The following is a 15,060-nucleotide window of genomic DNA, read 5'->3' as shown; positions in this document are numbered from 1 at the left end:
TGAGAGATGGATTCGCACATGGCGACGGTCAACGGCATCCGCATGCACTACCGGCGAGCGGGCGAGGGACCGCCGGTCGTCCTGCTGCACGGCTGGCCCCAGACCTCCTACTGCTGGCACCGGATCTTCGGCGCGCTCGCGCAGGACCACACCGTCATCGCGCCCGACCTGCGCGGCTACGGGCTCACCGACAAGCCGCGCACGGGCTTCGACAAGCGCACGATGGCCGCCGACGTCTCGGCGTTGCTGCACGAACTCGGCTTCACGTCGGCCAGCGTCGTCGGGCACGACCGGGGCGGCCGGGTCGCGCACCGGTGGGCACTGGACCGCCCGGACGAGGTCGAGCGGCTGGCCGTGCTCGACATCATCCCGACCCGCGAGATGTGGCGGCGGCTCGACGCGGGCGTCGCCCGCGGCTACTGGCACTGGCTGTTCCACCTGCAGCCGGACCTGCCGGAACTGCTGGCGGGCAAGGACATCCCGGCCTACCTGGGGTACTTCTTCGAGCGCTGGACCTACCAGCGGCAGGGCCTGGCCCCGGACGCGGTCGCCGAGTACGTCCGGGCGTTCTCCGCGCCGGGCGCCCTGCGCGCCGGGTTCGACGACTACCGCGCGTCCTTCCCGGACGACGCCGAGCACGACGACGCCGACGCCGGACGCAAGCTCACCATGCCGGTCCTCGCGCTGTGGGGACAGACCGGGCTCCTCGGCACACTGCCCACATTGGACATCTGGCGGGACTACGCCGAGAACGTCACCGGCGAGGGACTGCCCGAGTGCGGACACTTCCTCGCCGAGGAGCAACCGGAGGCCGTCCTCGCGCACCTCAAGCGCTTTCTGTGATCCGGAAGACCGGGAAGCCGGGCGCGACGTTCCGCAGCACCTCGTCGGACGAGGTGTGGTCGACCCCCTCGAAGAACCGGCCGACCTCCCACGCCCACCGCTTCAGGTAGGCGCGCAGGATCACCGGCTTGTCCTCGTCGGCCAGTTCGGCGAACCGGAACGTCTCGGCCCGGCGCCCGACCCGCAGCTGCCCCTCGCCCGCCGCGCGCAGGTTGCGCACCCACTGCGTGTGCCCGCGCGGCGCGACGAGGTACCGCTGCCCGTCGACCTTCAGCAGGTTCACCGGCGTCGACCGGATCTCCCCGGACTTGCGGCCGCGCACCAGCAGCACCCGGCTGCCGGCCAGGCTCACGCCCAGCTTGGTCAGGAACTGGACGACCACGTTGGCGATGCCATCACCCTTGCCCGGCTTCAGGTAGCGGTTCATTCGGATCTCCCTTCGGCGAGAGCAGCGCTCTCTGTTGAGATCAGTGAACACGCCTTCGCATCTCACTGTCAAGAGCAGCGCTCTCTAATTTGTGCGGCGATCTCCCCACGTGGCAGACTCGGCGGCATGCCAGCCAGCAAGACCGCACGGGAACGGGCTCGCGCCGAACTGACCCGCGAGATCAAGGACGAGGCGCGACGCCAGCTCGCCGAGGTCGGCCCGCACGGGCTGTCCCTGCGCGCCGTCGCCCGCGAGCTGGGGATGGTGTCGTCCGCGCTGTACCGCTACTTCCCCAGCCGCGACCACCTGCTGACCGAGCTGATCATCGACGCCTACAACGAGATCGGCGAAGCGGCCGAGCGCGCCGACGACCCGTCCGCCGAGCCGCGCGACCGCTGGCTGCGCATCTGGCACGGCACCCGGGACTGGGCGAAGCGGAACCCGCACGAGTACTCGCTCATCTACGGCTCCCCCGTGCCCGGCTACCAGGCGCCGCAGGACACGATCACGCCCGCGAGCCGGGTCGCGCAGGCGCTCGTCCGCGTCATGGAGGCCGCCGACCTCGCGCCGGCGATTCCCGGTCCGCCGCTGTCCGGCGAACTGGCCGAGCAGGCCCGCCGGGTCCGGGCCGCGCTCGGCACGTCGCTCGCGGAGGCGGATCTCGTCCGGTTGACGACCGCGTGGACCCACCTCTTCGGCGCGATCAGCTTCGAGCTGTTCGGCCAGTACGCCGGCACGGCCGATCCCGCGGACGCCTATTTCGCCTACACCGCACGGCAACTGGGTGATCTGGTCGGCCTTCCGTGAACGCTTTACGCGTTGTGGCAGACTCGTCACATGGCGGCAGATGACGAGGTGCTGCGGGCCGTCGAGGGAAGCCTCGACCGGCCGTCCGCGGCGCGGGTGTACGACTACTTCATCGGCGGGAACCACAACTACGCGATCGACCGCGCGTTCGGCGACAAGGTGCGCGCCCGGCTCCCGTTGATCCCGGACTCCGCGGTGGCGTGCCGCCAGTTCCTGGGCCGTGCCGTGCGGTACGCGTCGAAGGCGGGGATCAGGCAGTACGTCGACATCGGCTCGGGCCTGCCGACGGCGGGCAACGTGCACGAGGTCGCCGACGAGGCCCGGCCCGAGCGGGACACCACCGTGGTCTACATCGACAACGAGCCGATCGCGCTGGCGCACTCGCAGCTGCTGCTCGCCGACACCGCGGACCCGGACCGCCACCGGGCGATCGCCGGGGACCTGCTGGAGCCGATCGACCTGTGGGAGCGCGTCGGCGAGACGGGCGTGATCGACTTCGACGAGCCGGTGGCGCTGGTGATCAACGCGGTGCTGCACTTCATCAAGGACGAGCAGCGGCCGCACCCGGCGCTGGACTTCTACCGCGACCAGCTCGCGCCCGGCTCGTACCTGATCATGTGCCAGCTGACCGACGAGAACCCGGCCGACGACGAGGAGCGCCGGGCGCTGGACGACCTCAAGGCCTACTACGAGACCACCACGAACCCCGGGCAGTACCGCTCGCGGGAGGAGTTCCTGAAGTTCTACGGCGACTTCGAACTGGTGGAGCCGGGGCTGGTCTACGCACCCGAATGGCACCCCGACGAGCACGCCCTGTTCGCCGAGGCGCCGTCGAAGTCACGCATCCTCGCCGCGGTGGCGCGCAAGCCCTAGGCGCGCTTCCGCGGAGTCCCCGGCCGGATGGGCCGCGCACACATCGCGCACGCGATGGCAGGTGCGTGAAGGCCCCGGCTGAAGCACTGCCACCCTAGGCGACCAGGTGGTCGCTGAACCAGGCGGCCGCCAGCTGGGCCACCCGCTCCAGCGCGCCCTCCTCCTCGAACAGGTGCGTCGCCTTCGGGACGATCTCGATGTCGTACCGGCCGCCCAGCTCGGTGGCCGCCTGCTGGTTCAGCCGCAGCACCTCCCCGTCGCGGGCGCCGACGATCACCAGCGTCGGGCTCCGCACCCGCGCCAGGGCGTCGCCGGCCAGGTCGGGGCGGCCGCCGCGCGAGACGACCGCCCGCACGCGCTCCGGTTCCGCCGCCGCGGCCCGCAGCGCGGCCGCCGCACCGGTGCTCGCGCCGAACAGGCCCAGCGGCAACCGCGCCGTGTCCGGCCGCCGGGACAGCTCGGCCATCGCCGCGCGCAGGCGTTCGGTCAGCAACTCGATGTCGAACCGCCGGTCGCCGTGGTCCTCGTCCGGGCTGAGCAGGTCGAACAGCAGCGTGGCGAACCGGTTGTCCTGCAGTTCGCGCGCCACCGCGATGTTGCGGGCGCTGCGCCGCGAACTGCCCGATCCGTGGGCGAACACGACGACGCCGATCGCGTCGGACGGCACCGTCAGGTCGCCTTCGAGCCCGGGATCGACGGTGAGCGGAACGGTCATGGCGTCTCCAGCAACTCGATGACCTCGTCGTCCTCGGTCTGGCGGAAGTCGGCGTACCACTGGCCGACGGACCGGAAACCGTGCGGCGCCAGCAGGCACAGCACCTCGTCGGCGTCGCTCTTCAGCGCCGCCGCCGCGGCCGGCGCGCACACCGGCGCGGCGAAGACCAGGCTGTGCGGCCGGTCCGCCCGCAACGCCCGCAGCGCCGCCCGCGCGGTCACGCCGGTCGCCAGCCCGTCGTCGACCACCAGCACGTCCCGTCCGGCCCGCGGCTGCGGCGGGCGTCCGCGCTGGTAGACGACCGCGCGCCGGCGAGCTTCGGCGCGTTCCGCCGCGCAGATGTCCACCAGTTGCGCCGGCCGCAGGCCGAGCATCGACAGGGACCGCTCCTCGTAGTACGCCGGACCGTCCGGGGTGACCGCACCGACGCCGAACTCCGGCTGGCCGGGAGCGCCGATCTTGCGGGCGACCGCGACGTCCAGCGGCGCACCCAGCACCTCGGCCACCGCGTGCCCGACGACCACCCCGCCCCGCGCCAGCCCCAGCACCAGCGGATCGCGCCATTCGCGCTCGCCCAGCAGCTCGCCCAGCTGCACGCCCGCCTCCCGGCGGTCGCGGAACTCGTATCGCCGCCTCATGTCACAGGTCTACCCGGGCGCGGGCGCGTCAACCGGGCTCGCCGCGGCGCTTGCGGTGCACGACCCAGACCAGGTCGATCACCAGCCCCACCGCCACCAGGGACATCAGCACCGTCACCCACCACATCTCGATCGTGGCGAACAGGACGGCGGCCCCGGCGGCGAGGAGGATGCCGATCGCGGCGAGCCAGATCCGCAGCGTCAGCGCGCTGTAGGCGGGCGCGGCGCCACCGAACCCGGCGGTCGGATCGTGGTAGCCGGGCAGGCCCCGCTGGTATTCCTCGCGGGTGCGAGGCCGGTCACGCGGGATTCGCATGCTTCCCGGCTACCCGTGCGTGGGTGAGCACACACGTGCCCGGCCTCACCCGGTCCGGCGACGGCCCGTTTGACCCGCCACCCGCTGGGTTACCGTGGCGGCGAACCCCATTCCGCCAGGAAGGAACACCGACAGCCGATGAGGCCGGCCCAGCCCCTGACCCGGCGACTGCTGCTCGTCCTGGCCGCCGGGGCCCTGCTCGCCGCCGTGGTCGTCTACGCCAGCGGCGACGAAGCCGAGCAGCAGCCCCCGGCCGCCGCGCCGACCGCCCCGCCCACACCGCAGCCGCGCATCGCCGCGGCCGAGGGGCCGGACGCGTGCGCGACCGTGATCGGCCAGCTCACGCCCCGCCAGCGGCTCGCGCAGCTGGTGGTCGTCGGGGTCGACGCGTCGGATCCGCGCGGTGCGGCCGACCTGGTGCGCGCCGAGCAGATCGGCGGCATCTTCCTCGGCGGCAACGCCACCGCGCTGCTCCAGAACAAGGCCCTCGACCAGGTCCAGCAGGCCGCGCGGCTGCCCGTCTCCGTCGCGATCGACGACGAGGGCGGCCGGGTCCAGCGGCTCGACGACCTGGACGGCTCGATCCCCAGCGCCCGCAAGATGGCCGCGACCATGACGACCGACGAGGTCCGCCAACTCGCCCGTGAGCGCGGCCGGGCGATGGCCGCGCGCGGGGTGACCGTCGACTACGCGCCGGTCCTCGACCTCACCGACGCCGCGGCCGGCGAGGTCATCGGCGACCGCTCGTTCAGCGCCGACCCGGACACCGCCCGGCGCTACGCCCAGGCCTTCGCGGCCGGCCTGGCCGACGCCGGGATCCAGCCGGTGCTCAAGCACTTCCCCGGCCACGGACGCGCCACCGGCGACTCGCACCAGGGCGCGGTGACCACTCCGCCGCTGGACGAACTGCGGGACAACGACCTGCGGCCGTACCGGCACCTGGCGGAGTTCGGCGACGCCGCCGTGATGGTCGGCCACCTCGACGTGCCGGGCCTGACCGGTGGCGAACCCGCGTCGCTGTCCCCGGCGGCCTACCGGCTGCTGCGTGGCGAGTTCGGCTTCGACGGCCCGGTCCTGACCGACGACCTGGGCGCGATGAAGGCCGTGACCCAGCGCTACCCGCTGCCGCAGGCGGTGGTGAAGGCCGTGCAGTCCGGCGCGGACCAGGCGCTGTGGTCCTCGGGCGGCCGGGTGTCGACGGTGCTGGACGCGATGGAGAAGGCGGCGGCCGACCGGACGCTGTCCGCGGACCGGGTGACCGACGCGCTCACCACGGTCCTGCGCGCCAAGCACGTGTGCTGAGAGCGGGGCGGCTGCGCCGGCCGGCTCCTCGACGCTGAGGAACCGGCCGACGCAGCGGGATCTGGGGCGTATCGCCGCGGCAAAGTCTACGTAACCTTCGCGGCAGCTCAAGGTCTCGTGTTCGGATCGAAATAGTCCCTGGTCAGGCCACCGCGCCCGACATGATCGCGTGCCGGTGCGGCCAGTGCGACCAGAACGCGCCGGTGTAGCCGAGCTCGATGAGCTTGAGCAGGAACGGGTTGTCCGCGTAGTTGTTGTCGTCCTCGGTGAGGCCGGGCAGCGTCGGCAGCATGACGCGGTGGTACTCCGACGACGGCACGAGGTCCCACAGCAACCGCACGCTGTTGACCCACCGGCCGTTCGGCGCGGCGATCGTCGCCGGGTCCTCGGGCAGGTCCGGGGACAGGAAGTAGACCGGCCGGAAGCGCCCGGCGTCGTCGAACGCGAACTGCCGCTCGTACTCGACGATCGACGCGCACATCGCCCGCGGTTTGAGCACGATCGGCTCGACCGCCGAGTCCGACTGCAGACCGGGCAGAGTGCGCCGGCCGGCACACCGCTCGGCCATCCGGATCCCCAGCGGCGAGTACGGGAACGCGCGGATGCCCAGGCTGTAGCCGGCGACCGCGACGTCCAGGTCGAGGGTGCGGCGGACGGCGTCGGTCATCGTCGCGGCCGTCTCCCCCGGCATGCCGAGCAGGACCTCGACCATCACCGGCAGCTCGGCCTTCGCGATCCGGGCGCACAGCGCGCGCACGTCGTCGAAGGTGTAGAACCGGCGGCCGCCGCCGGAGACCTTCCAGCCGTCGAGGACGTCGTCACGCACGTGGTCGGGGGCGAGGTTGATACCCGCGCACCCGGCCCGCACCAACAGGTCGAGCAGCTCGTCGTCGAACGGCGTGGGCTGCGCGTAGATCCACAGCTTCAGGTTGTGCAGCGGCGTGGAGTGATCGGTGTCCTTGCGCCGGATGATCTCCCGCAGCACGTTCTTGCTGTGCGCGATCACGAGGTTGAACTCGCTGTCCGTGGTGTGCAGGTCGTATACACCTTGTGCGGTCAGCGCTTCCATCTCGTCGACCACGGATTCCACCGCGCGGCGCGTGAAGTACGTGCCCTTCGCGTCCGGCTCGACGCAGTGCGCGCACGAGTAGGCGCAGCCGTTCTTGGTGAGGATGTTGCCCAGCCCGCCGCCGCGGTAGTACCGCAGGTTGTCGACCTTCCACGGCACGCCGGAGCGGCGGGTGTAGCTCGTGGTCGCGTTGAGCGGTGAGGCCAGCGGACGGCCGCGGCGGCCGAGCTTCGGCACGATCTTCTCCACGCGCCCGCCGCCGCGGTTGACCAGCAGCCCGGGCACGGTGTCCGGCGAATTCCCGGACAGCAACGCGTTCGCCAGACCGACGATGATTCCTTCCCCCGGCCCCTTCACCCCGAACGGAATGTCGAAATAGTCGACCAACGCGAACGGCATCGAGGAAAATCCGACACCGCCCGCGATGATCGGGGCCGCGCTGAGCGTTTTGATCTCGTCGATGATCGCCCGGTGGTCGGCCAGGAAACCGCGTTGCTGCTGCGCGTAGATCGTGTCGGTGTTGCGCACCGTCACGCCGACCAGCATCGGCTGGTGGCGCCCGAAGTACTCGCGCAGGACGGTCCCCCAGTCGTCCCGCCGGAACGTCAGGTCCACGACGTCCACATCGAACCCGTCGGCCTCCAGGGAGGTGGTCAGGATGTCCAATGCGTACGGCGTGATCGGGGGATGGACGAGATTCGGGTTGACCAGCGTGACCAACGACTTTCCCATGGCGACTCCCACTCCTGCACCAGAACAGCGAAACGGTCGCTGCAAAAATGGCAAAAGCGGGATCGGGAAATCAGGGGTTGTGTTTCACTGGAGCCGTCGCCACTGTTTCGCCGTTCGCGCCGCCGCCCGCAACTCGTCCGGAGGCACGTCGAGCACCCGGCTCAGGTGGCGCTGCCAGTACGGGCCGGGTACCCGCTTGCCCCGTTCCCAGCGCGAGACCTCGCCACGGCCCAGGCTTTCGTTGCCCGAGACCGTGACGAGCTCGTCCGCGAGCTGGTACTGGGTGAGCCCGCGCTCGTGCCGGGCGGACCGGATCAGCCGGCCGATCGGCATCGAGTCGCGGGCAGCCACGGCAATCTCGCCGCTCATGACACGGAAACTCGGCGCGCCATCCGGCCGGCCCGGCCCGTCCGGCGCGCAGTCTCGAAATCACACACGATTCGCCCCTTCACACTCGAGTCGGACGGCCAGGCCGTCTGTGCAGCGTCGCGTTGGGTGACTCACCGAACCGGTCCCGGTAGGCCGCCGCGAAGCGGCCGTGGTGCATCAGCCCGTACTTGCTCGCGACTTCCCCGACTGTCGTGACCTCCACCTGAGCGGCCGACAACTCGTCGTGCACCCGCTGCAGCCGCACCCCGCGCAGGTACTCGCTGGGCGAACTGCCCAGCTGCTCCCGGAAGGCCTTCTGCAGCGCCCGCACGCTCACCCCGGCCTCGTGCGCCAGGCTCGCCGGGGTGTGCGGGGCCTCCGGGCGGCTGTGGATCAGATCGAGCGCCTCCCGCAACGAGCGCGAGGGCAGCGGACGGTCCCGGCCCTCGATCATCGCGGTGTAGTTGTGCGGCTGCGCGAGCAGCAGCCCGGTGATCAGGTTGCGCTCGAACTGCGCCACGGCGGCCGGGTGGGTGAGCATCGTGTCCGGCTGGTCCAGCTCCGACACGCCGTAGGCCAGCTCCCGGTACCAGCTGCGGCCGTAGCCGCGGGTGATGTCCATGCCCAGCCGGAACCGCACCGGTTCCGGCACCGAGCCGCCGATCAGCTCGGCCAGGCGCGCCTCCAGCGCCGGCCGCTCGATCCGGATGACGAACTGGGCGCAGTCACCGGACAACCGCATCCGCAGCGGATCGTCCGCGCCCACCACGCCGGCCGTGTCCGGTGCGGTGCTGGTCTGCTCCCGCCCGCACTGGACCATGCCCCGGCCGATCACCGGAGCCAGGACGACGAAGAAGGAGCCGAGCTCGCCCGGCTCGACGCGCACGTCGGTGCCGTAGGCGACCACCGCGATCGCCACGTTCTCCAGACGGCGGCAGTTGACCCTGGTGTTCAGCCGCGGGTTGCGGCCGACGGTGTTCATCGAGTGCGGGCAGAATATGCGGCCCACCCGCTCGCGGGTGTCGTCGACATCGCGCGAGTGGAAGAGCCGGTACTTGTCCAACGGCAGTACTGTCATGTCCCGGGCAGTCGAAAAAGATCAACGTACGGTGGCGCCGACTCCCATACACCTCCACTGCACCACTCTCCGTTGTTGGCCGTTCAATTGCTACCGACGAACGGGCGAATTTGCTGACTGCAATTTGCATCCGTCGCGTCGCACCCCGTTGATCAGGGGTTTTACTACTCGGCGGCCGGTCGCAGGACCGCCGTGAACTGTCGTAGCGCACCTCCCTGCTCCACGATGTGGTAACCGGTCAACTGGTCCGCCTTCGACCAGACGGTCTCGGCGACGTCGACGACGTATTCCAGGTGGCTGAGCGTGTAGACCCGGCGCGGCAACGTGAACCGCACCAGCTCGCGCGGCGCGGGCACGTCCGGCCCGCCGTCGGGGTCCCGGTGGCCGAAGACCAGCGTGCCCAGCTCGGTGACCCGCACCCCGCCGGCCAGGTAGAGCTCGTTGGCGACGGCGGTGGCCGGCAGCTGCTGCGGCGCGATGTGCGGCAGCATCGCGCCCGCGTCCACGTAGACCGCGTGGCAGCCGGTCGGCTGCAGCACCGGCAGGCCGGCCAGGCCCAGCTGCTCGCCGAACCAGCGCGCGCACTCGGCGCGGTAGCGCAGGTAGTCCGGCTCGGTGACCTCCAGCAGCCCCTGCGCAAGCGCTTCCAGATCACGCCCGGCGAGCCCGCCGTAGGTCGGGAAACCCTCGAACGCGATGAGCTGCTCGCGGGCCCGGGCGGCCAGACCGGCGTCGCGCAACGCGACGAGCCCCCCGATGTTGGCCATCCCGTCCTTCTTGAGGCTGGCCCAGCAGCCGTCCGCGAGTTCGAAGACCACGCGGGCGACCTCGCGCGGCGTCAGGTGCGCGTAGCCGTCCTCGCGCTCGGTGATCAGGTACGCGTTCTCCGCGAACCGCGACGCGTCCAGGTACAGCGGGATGCCGTGGGCGTCGCAGAGCTGGCGGACGGCCTTCACGTTGCGCACCGAGACCGGCTGCCCGCCGCCGGCGTTGTTCGTGATGGTGAGGACGACGCACTTCACCCGGTCGGCCGAGCGGCTGGGCGCGCCCCGCAACCGGCCGGTGTCCAGGTCCCCGCCGAACGGGTTCAGCTCGCCCGGCCCGACCGGCACCGGCAGGTCGACGGCCTGCGCGCCGGCGGCTTCCACGGCCGCGCGCGTGCTGTCGAAGTGCGTGTTGCTCACCGAGATGTCACCGGGACGCAGCAGCAGGCCGAGCAGGATCCGCTCGGCCGCCCGCCCCTGGTGGACCGGCAGGATCTCGGCGTAGCCGGTCAGGTCGCGCACGACGGCCTCGAACCGCTCGAACGAGCGGGCGCCCGCGTAGGACTCGTCGCCCAGCATGAGCGCGGACCACTGCGCGGCTGACATCGCCGCCGTGCCGGAATCGGTCAGCAGGTCGATCGTGATCGCACGGGCCGGGACGCGGAAGAGGTTCCAGCCGGCCGACACGAGCGCGTCCCGGCGTTCCGCCGCGGTGGGGAACGGGATCGGTTCGACGGCCTTGATGCGGAACGGCTCCATGAAGGGCGGCACGGGCAGCTCCTCGCTGGTCAATTCGGACAACCAGACCAGCCTGGTGCGATCGCGGGCCGCGACGGTAGGGGCCAGTTCGCCTCCCGTGGTGAGCTGGGCCACAATCGGCGCGCGATCCGGCCGAGCCGGCCCCGCGGCGGCGGAGGATTCACGGTGTGCCAGCAGCGGCCGACGACGTGGGCTTCGCCTTCCAACCGCTCTACAGCCTGAACACCGGCGGCGTCGTCGGTGTGGAAGCCCTCGCCCGGCCGGCCGCCGGGCGCGTCCACGACCTGCTGCGGGCCGCCCAGCGCCGCGGCCGGCTGGTCCCCGTCGACGCCGGTCTGGCCGCGCAGGCGGTGCGCGCCGAGGCGGCTCACGAGACGCTGCTGCCCCTGCACCTGAACCTGACCGCGTTGTCGGCCGCGGCGCCGCAGCTGGTGCTGGACCCGCTGCTGGAGTCGCTCGGGCACACCGGGCGCCGCCCGCGCGAGATCGTCCTGGAGATCGGCGCGCCGTTCCACGGGGTGTCGCCGAAGGCGCTGCTGGCCGGGATGCAGCGGTTCGGCGAGCTGGGGTTCCGGCTGGCCTTCGACGGGCTCGGCGCGGGCGACCTGCCGCTGAACCTGCTCGCCGAGGCACGCGTCGACCTGGTCAAGCTCGACCGCACGGCGTTGCGCCGGCTGCCCGGCGAGGACGCGACGGTCGCGCTGGTCGAATCGCTCGTGCACTTCACCTCGCGGACCGGCATCCGGCTGGCGGCGACCGGCATCGAGGCCGAGGAGCAGCTCGCCACCGTGCGCCGGCTGGGCGTGCGGATCGTGCAGGGCAACCTGTTCGCCCCGGCCCGTGCCGGCGCGATGCCCGCCGGACTGGTCACGGCTCCCCCGGAGCCGGCGCTGCCGGTGCCGCTGACCCCGACGACGGCGCCGCGCGTGGACGACTTCCGGCACCCCGCGACCACCCTGCCCGAGGACGCGACGTGCGACGACGTCCGGCGGGTGCTGCTCGACCAGGACGCGCCGAGCGGGATCGTCGGGCTGGACCGTGCCGGGCGGCCGCGCTGGTCGATCGACCGGGCCCGGTTCCTGCTGGACCTGACCGGCCCGTTCGGGCACGCGCTGCACGCGAACAAGGCGGCCGCGCGGCTGGCCGACCCGCCGCGCACGATCCGCACCGGCGCGGGCGCGCTGGAGCTGCTCGACCTGGTCGCCGACGCCGGCCTGACCCGCAGCGGGGACGACATCATCGTGGTCGGCCCGGACGGCGAGTGCCTCGGCGTGGTGTTCGTGACCGAGATCGTGCGCGCGATGGCCGAGGCGAAGATCGAGGAGGCGGCCGCGCTGAACCCGCTGACCCGGCTGCCCGGCAGCGACACGGTCGCCCGCGAGGTCGACCGGCGGATCGCCGCGGGCCGCCCGCTGGTCGTGGCGTGGCTGGACGTCGACTCGTTCAAGCGCATCAACGACACGGTGGGCTTCGCGGCGGGCGACGACCTGATCCGCGCGCTGGGGCGGGCGTTGACGGACCTCGCGGCGAAGCTGCGCAGCGTCACGGTGAGCCACGTCGGCGGCGACGACTTCCTGATCGCGTGCGACATCGACGAGATCCCGGCCGTCGCGGACACCCTGCTGGGCACCCCGTGGACCGCCGAGCACCTGTCGGTCACGGTGTCACTGGCGACGGTCGTGTGCGCGGGCACGGCGGCGAAGTCCTACCGCGAGGTCTCGCGGCTGCTGGCGCCGCTGAAGAAGCGCGCGAAGGACGTGCCCGGGTCGAGCTGGGTGAACAGCTGGCCGGGCACCGACCGTTTCGAGATCCTGCGCGGACAGGGCCATGACCCGTTGCGGGCGCCGAATCAAGTCCGGTGAGAAATGTGCGCCCATTTTGGCTAACCCAGCTGGGTGACGTCAGTGAACAACTGACGAATTCGGCACCCGTTTCGCATTTCCCCGCCCGGTAGGGTGACAGTGCGCGTCCTCCCGTGATCAACCCCGTCATAGCGCGCACAGGCGCATCTTGGAGCAACCGTGAAATCCCCGCCTTTTAACGCCGTTCTACCTTCCTCCCGTGACCGTCCCAGACTTCGATCCAGACGCTCCGGGCTACATCTACGAGATGATGGCTGACCACCTCGCGGCCCGCATCGAGGCCGGTGAGCTGCGCCCCAACACGCCACTCCCCGCGGAACGACGGCTGGCGGCGGAGTACGGCGTGTCACTCGGCACGGCCCGCCACGCAACCCACATCCTCCGCGAGCGCGGCCTGGTGTTCACCATCCGCTCAAAGGGCACCTTCATCGCCGACGAGGGCCGCAGAAGAGCGGCTTCGGGGGATTCGTGAACTCTTTTCACTCGTTCTTCCGGGCGGAATTGCGAACCGCGCCGGAAAAGGACCGCGACAGCTCCTCCCGCCCAAGCGGCATTTCCCGCCGCCGTCATCTAGAGTGCGGATGCACGTGCATCTGCATTCGCGCGACGCTGAGGAGGGCTCGTGGTTCCTGATCTGCCTGCGAACCCTCTGTCGATCGAACTCGAGCTGACCCACCGCCGATTCTGGTGGCAGATCGACGACGAGGACGAGCAACCGGAACAATGGGACGTCTCGGCGGACGTCTCGGAGCTGGACGTCTGCCCCGAGGAGCTCCGGCACGTCGGCGACATCGCCCTCGTCATCGCCGATCTGACCAAGGAACGGAACCTGCTGGATTCGGTCGTGCTCGGGGAGTGGGCGCTGGAGTTCATCGCCGAGACGGTGATCGATCCGGACCAGGGCAAGCTGCACCCCGAACTGGACGCGCGCATCAGCCAGGGACCGCCGCGCATGGTGGTCCTGCGGCGCGTCGAACTGACCGAGCCGTGGCGCGGGCACGGTCTGGGTGCCGCACTGATCGCGAGCGCGCTCCGGATCCTGTCGCCGAACGCGCGCCTGGCGGCGTGCCGGGTCTCGCCGCTCGACTTCACCCTCCCCGGCGCGGACCGCATCACCGCGGAACTGTGCAGCCTGCGCGCCGGCGCGATGCTGGAGCGCATCGGCTTCCAACGCTGGCGGGGAGTCCACCTGGTCGACCTGAGAAACCCCGCCCTGGTCGACGCGCGCATGGAGCTGCTGGACCAGTGGTGGCCCGGCCAGGAAGTGGATTGACCGGCCTAGAACAAGGTCTGTGCGAGGCCGGTCAGCACGTACTGGTCATCGACGATCGGCACCACCCGCCATTTGTCCCAGGTCGTGCACGGATGCGAGATGCCGAACCCGATGCGGTCGCCGACTTCCAGGTCGTTCGCACCGCGGAAGTAAGCGTGCTGGTCGTTCATCGCCACCACCTCACCAGGTGGCGCCTTCGCCAGACCGGTTGTGCCGCGGCGGATCCGGTGCAACGGCACCGGGAAGCCGGAGTCCATGCCGGTGTCCCGTTTGCCGAAGTCCACAATGGCCAGGTCCGCTTCCGGCCGGGACAACACGCGCGACCACAGTTCGAGGCTCGAACGCAACGGCATCAGCGGGTACTCGGTCGCCAGCAGCTTCCGGTACTGCTCGTAGCCCAGCGAGTCGTGCGTGACGTAGCACCCGCTGCGCAGAACGACCCGGATCGGACGGCCGTTCCGCCAGCCCGGCCCCAGCTCAGCCGCGACGAGTTCGATGTACTGGGTCCCGCCGGCCGTCACGACGAACTCGCCGGACGCGGGATGCTCCGCGAGAACGCGATCCGCCAGTTCTGTCAGCCCGCGGAGCCAGGCACGCACGTCATCGAGCAGGTGCGCGCCCAAGGCACCGGGGACCACACCTTCGAACCCCCCGACACCCGCAAGCTCGAGCCAAGACGAGGCCAGGACCCGCTCGGCGACTCGCCAGGCCGCGGGCACACCGCGTGCGCCGGTCCGCCCACCCGGCACCCCCAGTTCGACGATCACCGGCAACCTGCGTGCGCGTACCCCACGGGCGAGCTCCTTCTCGAGCACCTCCACGCTGTCGATCGAATCGACGTAGCAGTAGCAGGTGAACGTGGGGTCGTCGTCCAGCTCGCCGCCGAGCCACTCGATCGCCACCGGATCGCACAACTCGTTGGCCAGCAGCAGCCGGTCCGCGCCCAGCCGGCGGAACGCGGCCAGCTGGGTGGGCGTGGCGAGGGTGAGCGCCCAGGCGCCGTGCTCGATCTGCGCCTGCGCGATCTCCGGGGACATCGTGGTCTTCACGTGCGGGGCGAGGGAAAGCCCGTGCTGCTCACAGAACCGCTGCATCGCCGCGAGGTTGTGGTCGAGCTCAGGTTTCCGGAGCACGAGCAGCGGGGTGAGGAAGTCGCCGGCGAGCACGTCGAGCCCACGCAGGCCCCTCACCCCCACCCCTGGCGAGGCCGGCGGAAATCCCTTGTGGTGGTGG

General features: G+C 71.3%; 16 protein-coding genes. 7 read left to right on the top strand and 9 right to left on the bottom strand.

The features are described 5' to 3' along the window. Positions 1 to 6 precede the first annotated feature (6 nt). Positions 7 to 843 carry an alpha/beta fold hydrolase gene (locus tag D0D28_RS20005; protein WP_094003660.1) on the top strand — a complete coding sequence of 279 codons (837 nt, stop codon included), beginning with the start codon at positions 7 to 9 and terminating at the stop codon, positions 841 to 843. On the opposite strand, the gene D0D28_RS20000 is transcribed toward D0D28_RS20005, so the two are convergent. Then, positions 827 to 1,270 (bottom strand): nitroreductase family deazaflavin-dependent oxidoreductase, encoded by a 444-nt coding sequence (locus D0D28_RS20000; RefSeq protein ID WP_116111587.1) that lies wholly within the window; start codon positions 1,268 to 1,270, stop codon positions 827 to 829. The genes D0D28_RS20005 and D0D28_RS20000 overlap by 17 nt on opposite strands. Positions 1,271 to 1,396: 126 nt before the next feature. Between D0D28_RS20000 and D0D28_RS19995 the strand changes: the two genes are divergently transcribed. Continuing rightward, entirely contained in the window at positions 1,397 to 2,077 is a 681-nt protein-coding gene (locus D0D28_RS19995) for a TetR/AcrR family transcriptional regulator (RefSeq protein WP_116111586.1), read from the top strand. A gap of 30 nt (positions 2,078 to 2,107) precedes the next feature. Then, positions 2,108 to 2,950, top strand: coding sequence for an SAM-dependent methyltransferase (locus tag D0D28_RS19990; protein WP_094003657.1), 843 nt, complete (start codon positions 2,108 to 2,110; stop codon positions 2,948 to 2,950). A 94-nt stretch (positions 2,951 to 3,044) separates the two neighbouring features. Here the strand turns inward: D0D28_RS19990 and D0D28_RS19985 are convergent, their stop codons facing one another. From D0D28_RS19985 to D0D28_RS19975, 3 genes are read right to left on the bottom strand one after another with little or no spacing between them, the layout of a single operon-like run. Continuing rightward, positions 3,045 to 3,665 carry a dienelactone hydrolase family protein gene (locus tag D0D28_RS19985; RefSeq protein ID WP_116111585.1) on the bottom strand — a complete coding sequence of 207 codons (621 nt, stop codon included), beginning with the start codon at positions 3,663 to 3,665 and terminating at the stop codon, positions 3,045 to 3,047. Beyond that, a complete protein-coding gene (locus D0D28_RS19980) occupies positions 3,662 to 4,303 on the bottom strand; it encodes a phosphoribosyltransferase (protein WP_116111584.1) in 642 nt (213 codons plus the stop codon). Before D0D28_RS19980 ends, D0D28_RS19985 begins: the two co-directional genes overlap by 4 nt. 28 nt (positions 4,304 to 4,331) lie before the next feature. Beyond that, positions 4,332 to 4,619 carry a DUF6343 family protein gene (locus D0D28_RS19975; RefSeq protein ID WP_094003654.1) on the bottom strand — a complete coding sequence of 96 codons (288 nt, stop codon included), beginning with the start codon at positions 4,617 to 4,619 and terminating at the stop codon, positions 4,332 to 4,334. A 138-nt stretch (positions 4,620 to 4,757) separates the two neighbouring features. Here D0D28_RS19975 and D0D28_RS19970 point away from each other — a divergent pair, with 138 nt between their 5' ends. Further along, the gene (locus D0D28_RS19970) at positions 4,758 to 5,921 is read left to right on the top strand and encodes a glycoside hydrolase family 3 N-terminal domain-containing protein (protein WP_116111583.1); all 1,164 of its coding nucleotides are present in this window, start codon (positions 4,758 to 4,760) and stop codon (positions 5,919 to 5,921) included. Positions 5,922 to 6,063: 142 nt separating this feature from the next. On the opposite strand, the gene tsrT is transcribed toward D0D28_RS19970, so the two are convergent. The 4 genes from tsrT to D0D28_RS19950 all read right to left on the bottom strand — a co-directional run bounded on the left by tsrT (position 6,064) and on the right by D0D28_RS19950 (position 10,704). Continuing rightward, entirely contained in the window at positions 6,064 to 7,722 is a 1,659-nt protein-coding gene (gene tsrT / locus D0D28_RS19965) for a tryptophan 2-C-methyltransferase (RefSeq protein ID WP_158224394.1), read from the bottom strand. 84 nt (positions 7,723 to 7,806) lie between these two features. Further along, a complete protein-coding gene (locus D0D28_RS19960) occupies positions 7,807 to 8,091 on the bottom strand; it encodes a helix-turn-helix domain-containing protein (RefSeq protein ID WP_094003652.1) in 285 nt (94 codons plus the stop codon). 79 nt (positions 8,092 to 8,170) lie between these two features. Next, complete coding sequence (locus D0D28_RS19955; RefSeq protein WP_233157074.1) at positions 8,171 to 9,169, bottom strand: AraC family transcriptional regulator; 999 nt, start codon at positions 9,167 to 9,169, stop codon at positions 8,171 to 8,173. A 164-nt stretch (positions 9,170 to 9,333) separates the two neighbouring features. Beyond that, on the bottom strand, positions 9,334 to 10,704 hold the full coding sequence (locus D0D28_RS19950) for a tryptophanase (protein ID WP_116111603.1): 1,371 nt from the start codon (positions 10,702 to 10,704) through the stop codon (positions 9,334 to 9,336). Between the two features lie 155 nt (positions 10,705 to 10,859). Here D0D28_RS19950 and D0D28_RS19945 point away from each other — a divergent pair, with 155 nt between their 5' ends. From D0D28_RS19945 to D0D28_RS19935, 3 genes are all read left to right on the top strand, one after another. Then, positions 10,860 to 12,554 (top strand): GGDEF domain-containing protein, encoded by a 1,695-nt coding sequence (locus D0D28_RS19945; RefSeq protein WP_116111582.1) that lies wholly within the window; start codon positions 10,860 to 10,862, stop codon positions 12,552 to 12,554. A 199-nt stretch (positions 12,555 to 12,753) separates the two neighbouring features. Continuing rightward, positions 12,754 to 13,026 (top strand): winged helix-turn-helix domain-containing protein, encoded by a 273-nt coding sequence (locus D0D28_RS19940; protein ID WP_233157072.1) that lies wholly within the window; start codon positions 12,754 to 12,756, stop codon positions 13,024 to 13,026. A gap of 150 nt (positions 13,027 to 13,176) precedes the next feature. Then, complete coding sequence (locus D0D28_RS19935) at positions 13,177 to 13,827, top strand: hypothetical protein (protein ID WP_094003649.1); 651 nt, start codon at positions 13,177 to 13,179, stop codon at positions 13,825 to 13,827. A 5-nt stretch (positions 13,828 to 13,832) separates the two neighbouring features. Here the strand turns inward: D0D28_RS19935 and D0D28_RS19930 are convergent, their stop codons facing one another. Continuing rightward, positions 13,833 to 15,017, bottom strand: a complete 1,185-nt coding sequence (locus D0D28_RS19930) for an alanine racemase (RefSeq protein ID WP_116111581.1) — start codon at positions 15,015 to 15,017, stop codon at positions 13,833 to 13,835. Positions 15,018 to 15,060: the final 43 nt, after the last annotated feature.

Source organism: Amycolatopsis ruanii, from assembly GCF_003385175.1.
GTDB lineage: Bacteria > Actinomycetota > Actinomycetes > Mycobacteriales > Pseudonocardiaceae > Amycolatopsis_E > Amycolatopsis_E thermalba.
Note: the sequence above shows the minus strand (reverse complement) of the source record. Positions and strands in the feature narration are given on the sequence as shown.

Coding starts and splice junctions, on each gene's coding strand:
- D0D28_RS20005 (WP_094003660.1), top strand. CDS start 7: ATGGATTCGCACATGGCGACGGTCAACGGCATCCGCATGCACTACCGG.
- D0D28_RS20000 (WP_116111587.1), bottom strand. CDS start 1,270: ATGAACCGCTACCTGAAGCCGGGCAAGGGTGATGGCATCGCCAACGTG.
- D0D28_RS19995 (WP_116111586.1), top strand. CDS start 1,397: ATGCCAGCCAGCAAGACCGCACGGGAACGGGCTCGCGCCGAACTGACC.
- D0D28_RS19990 (WP_094003657.1), top strand. CDS start 2,108: ATGGCGGCAGATGACGAGGTGCTGCGGGCCGTCGAGGGAAGCCTCGAC.
- D0D28_RS19985 (WP_116111585.1), bottom strand. CDS start 3,665: ATGACCGTTCCGCTCACCGTCGATCCCGGGCTCGAAGGCGACCTGACG.
- D0D28_RS19980 (WP_116111584.1), bottom strand. CDS start 4,303: ATGAGGCGGCGATACGAGTTCCGCGACCGCCGGGAGGCGGGCGTGCAG.
- D0D28_RS19975 (WP_094003654.1), bottom strand. CDS start 4,619: ATGCGAATCCCGCGTGACCGGCCTCGCACCCGCGAGGAATACCAGCGG.
- D0D28_RS19970 (WP_116111583.1), top strand. CDS start 4,758: ATGAGGCCGGCCCAGCCCCTGACCCGGCGACTGCTGCTCGTCCTGGCC.
- tsrT (WP_158224394.1), bottom strand. CDS start 7,722: ATGGGAAAGTCGTTGGTCACGCTGGTCAACCCGAATCTCGTCCATCCC.
- D0D28_RS19960 (WP_094003652.1), bottom strand. CDS start 8,091: ATGAGCGGCGAGATTGCCGTGGCTGCCCGCGACTCGATGCCGATCGGC.
- D0D28_RS19955 (WP_233157074.1), bottom strand. CDS start 9,169: ATGACAGTACTGCCGTTGGACAAGTACCGGCTCTTCCACTCGCGCGAT.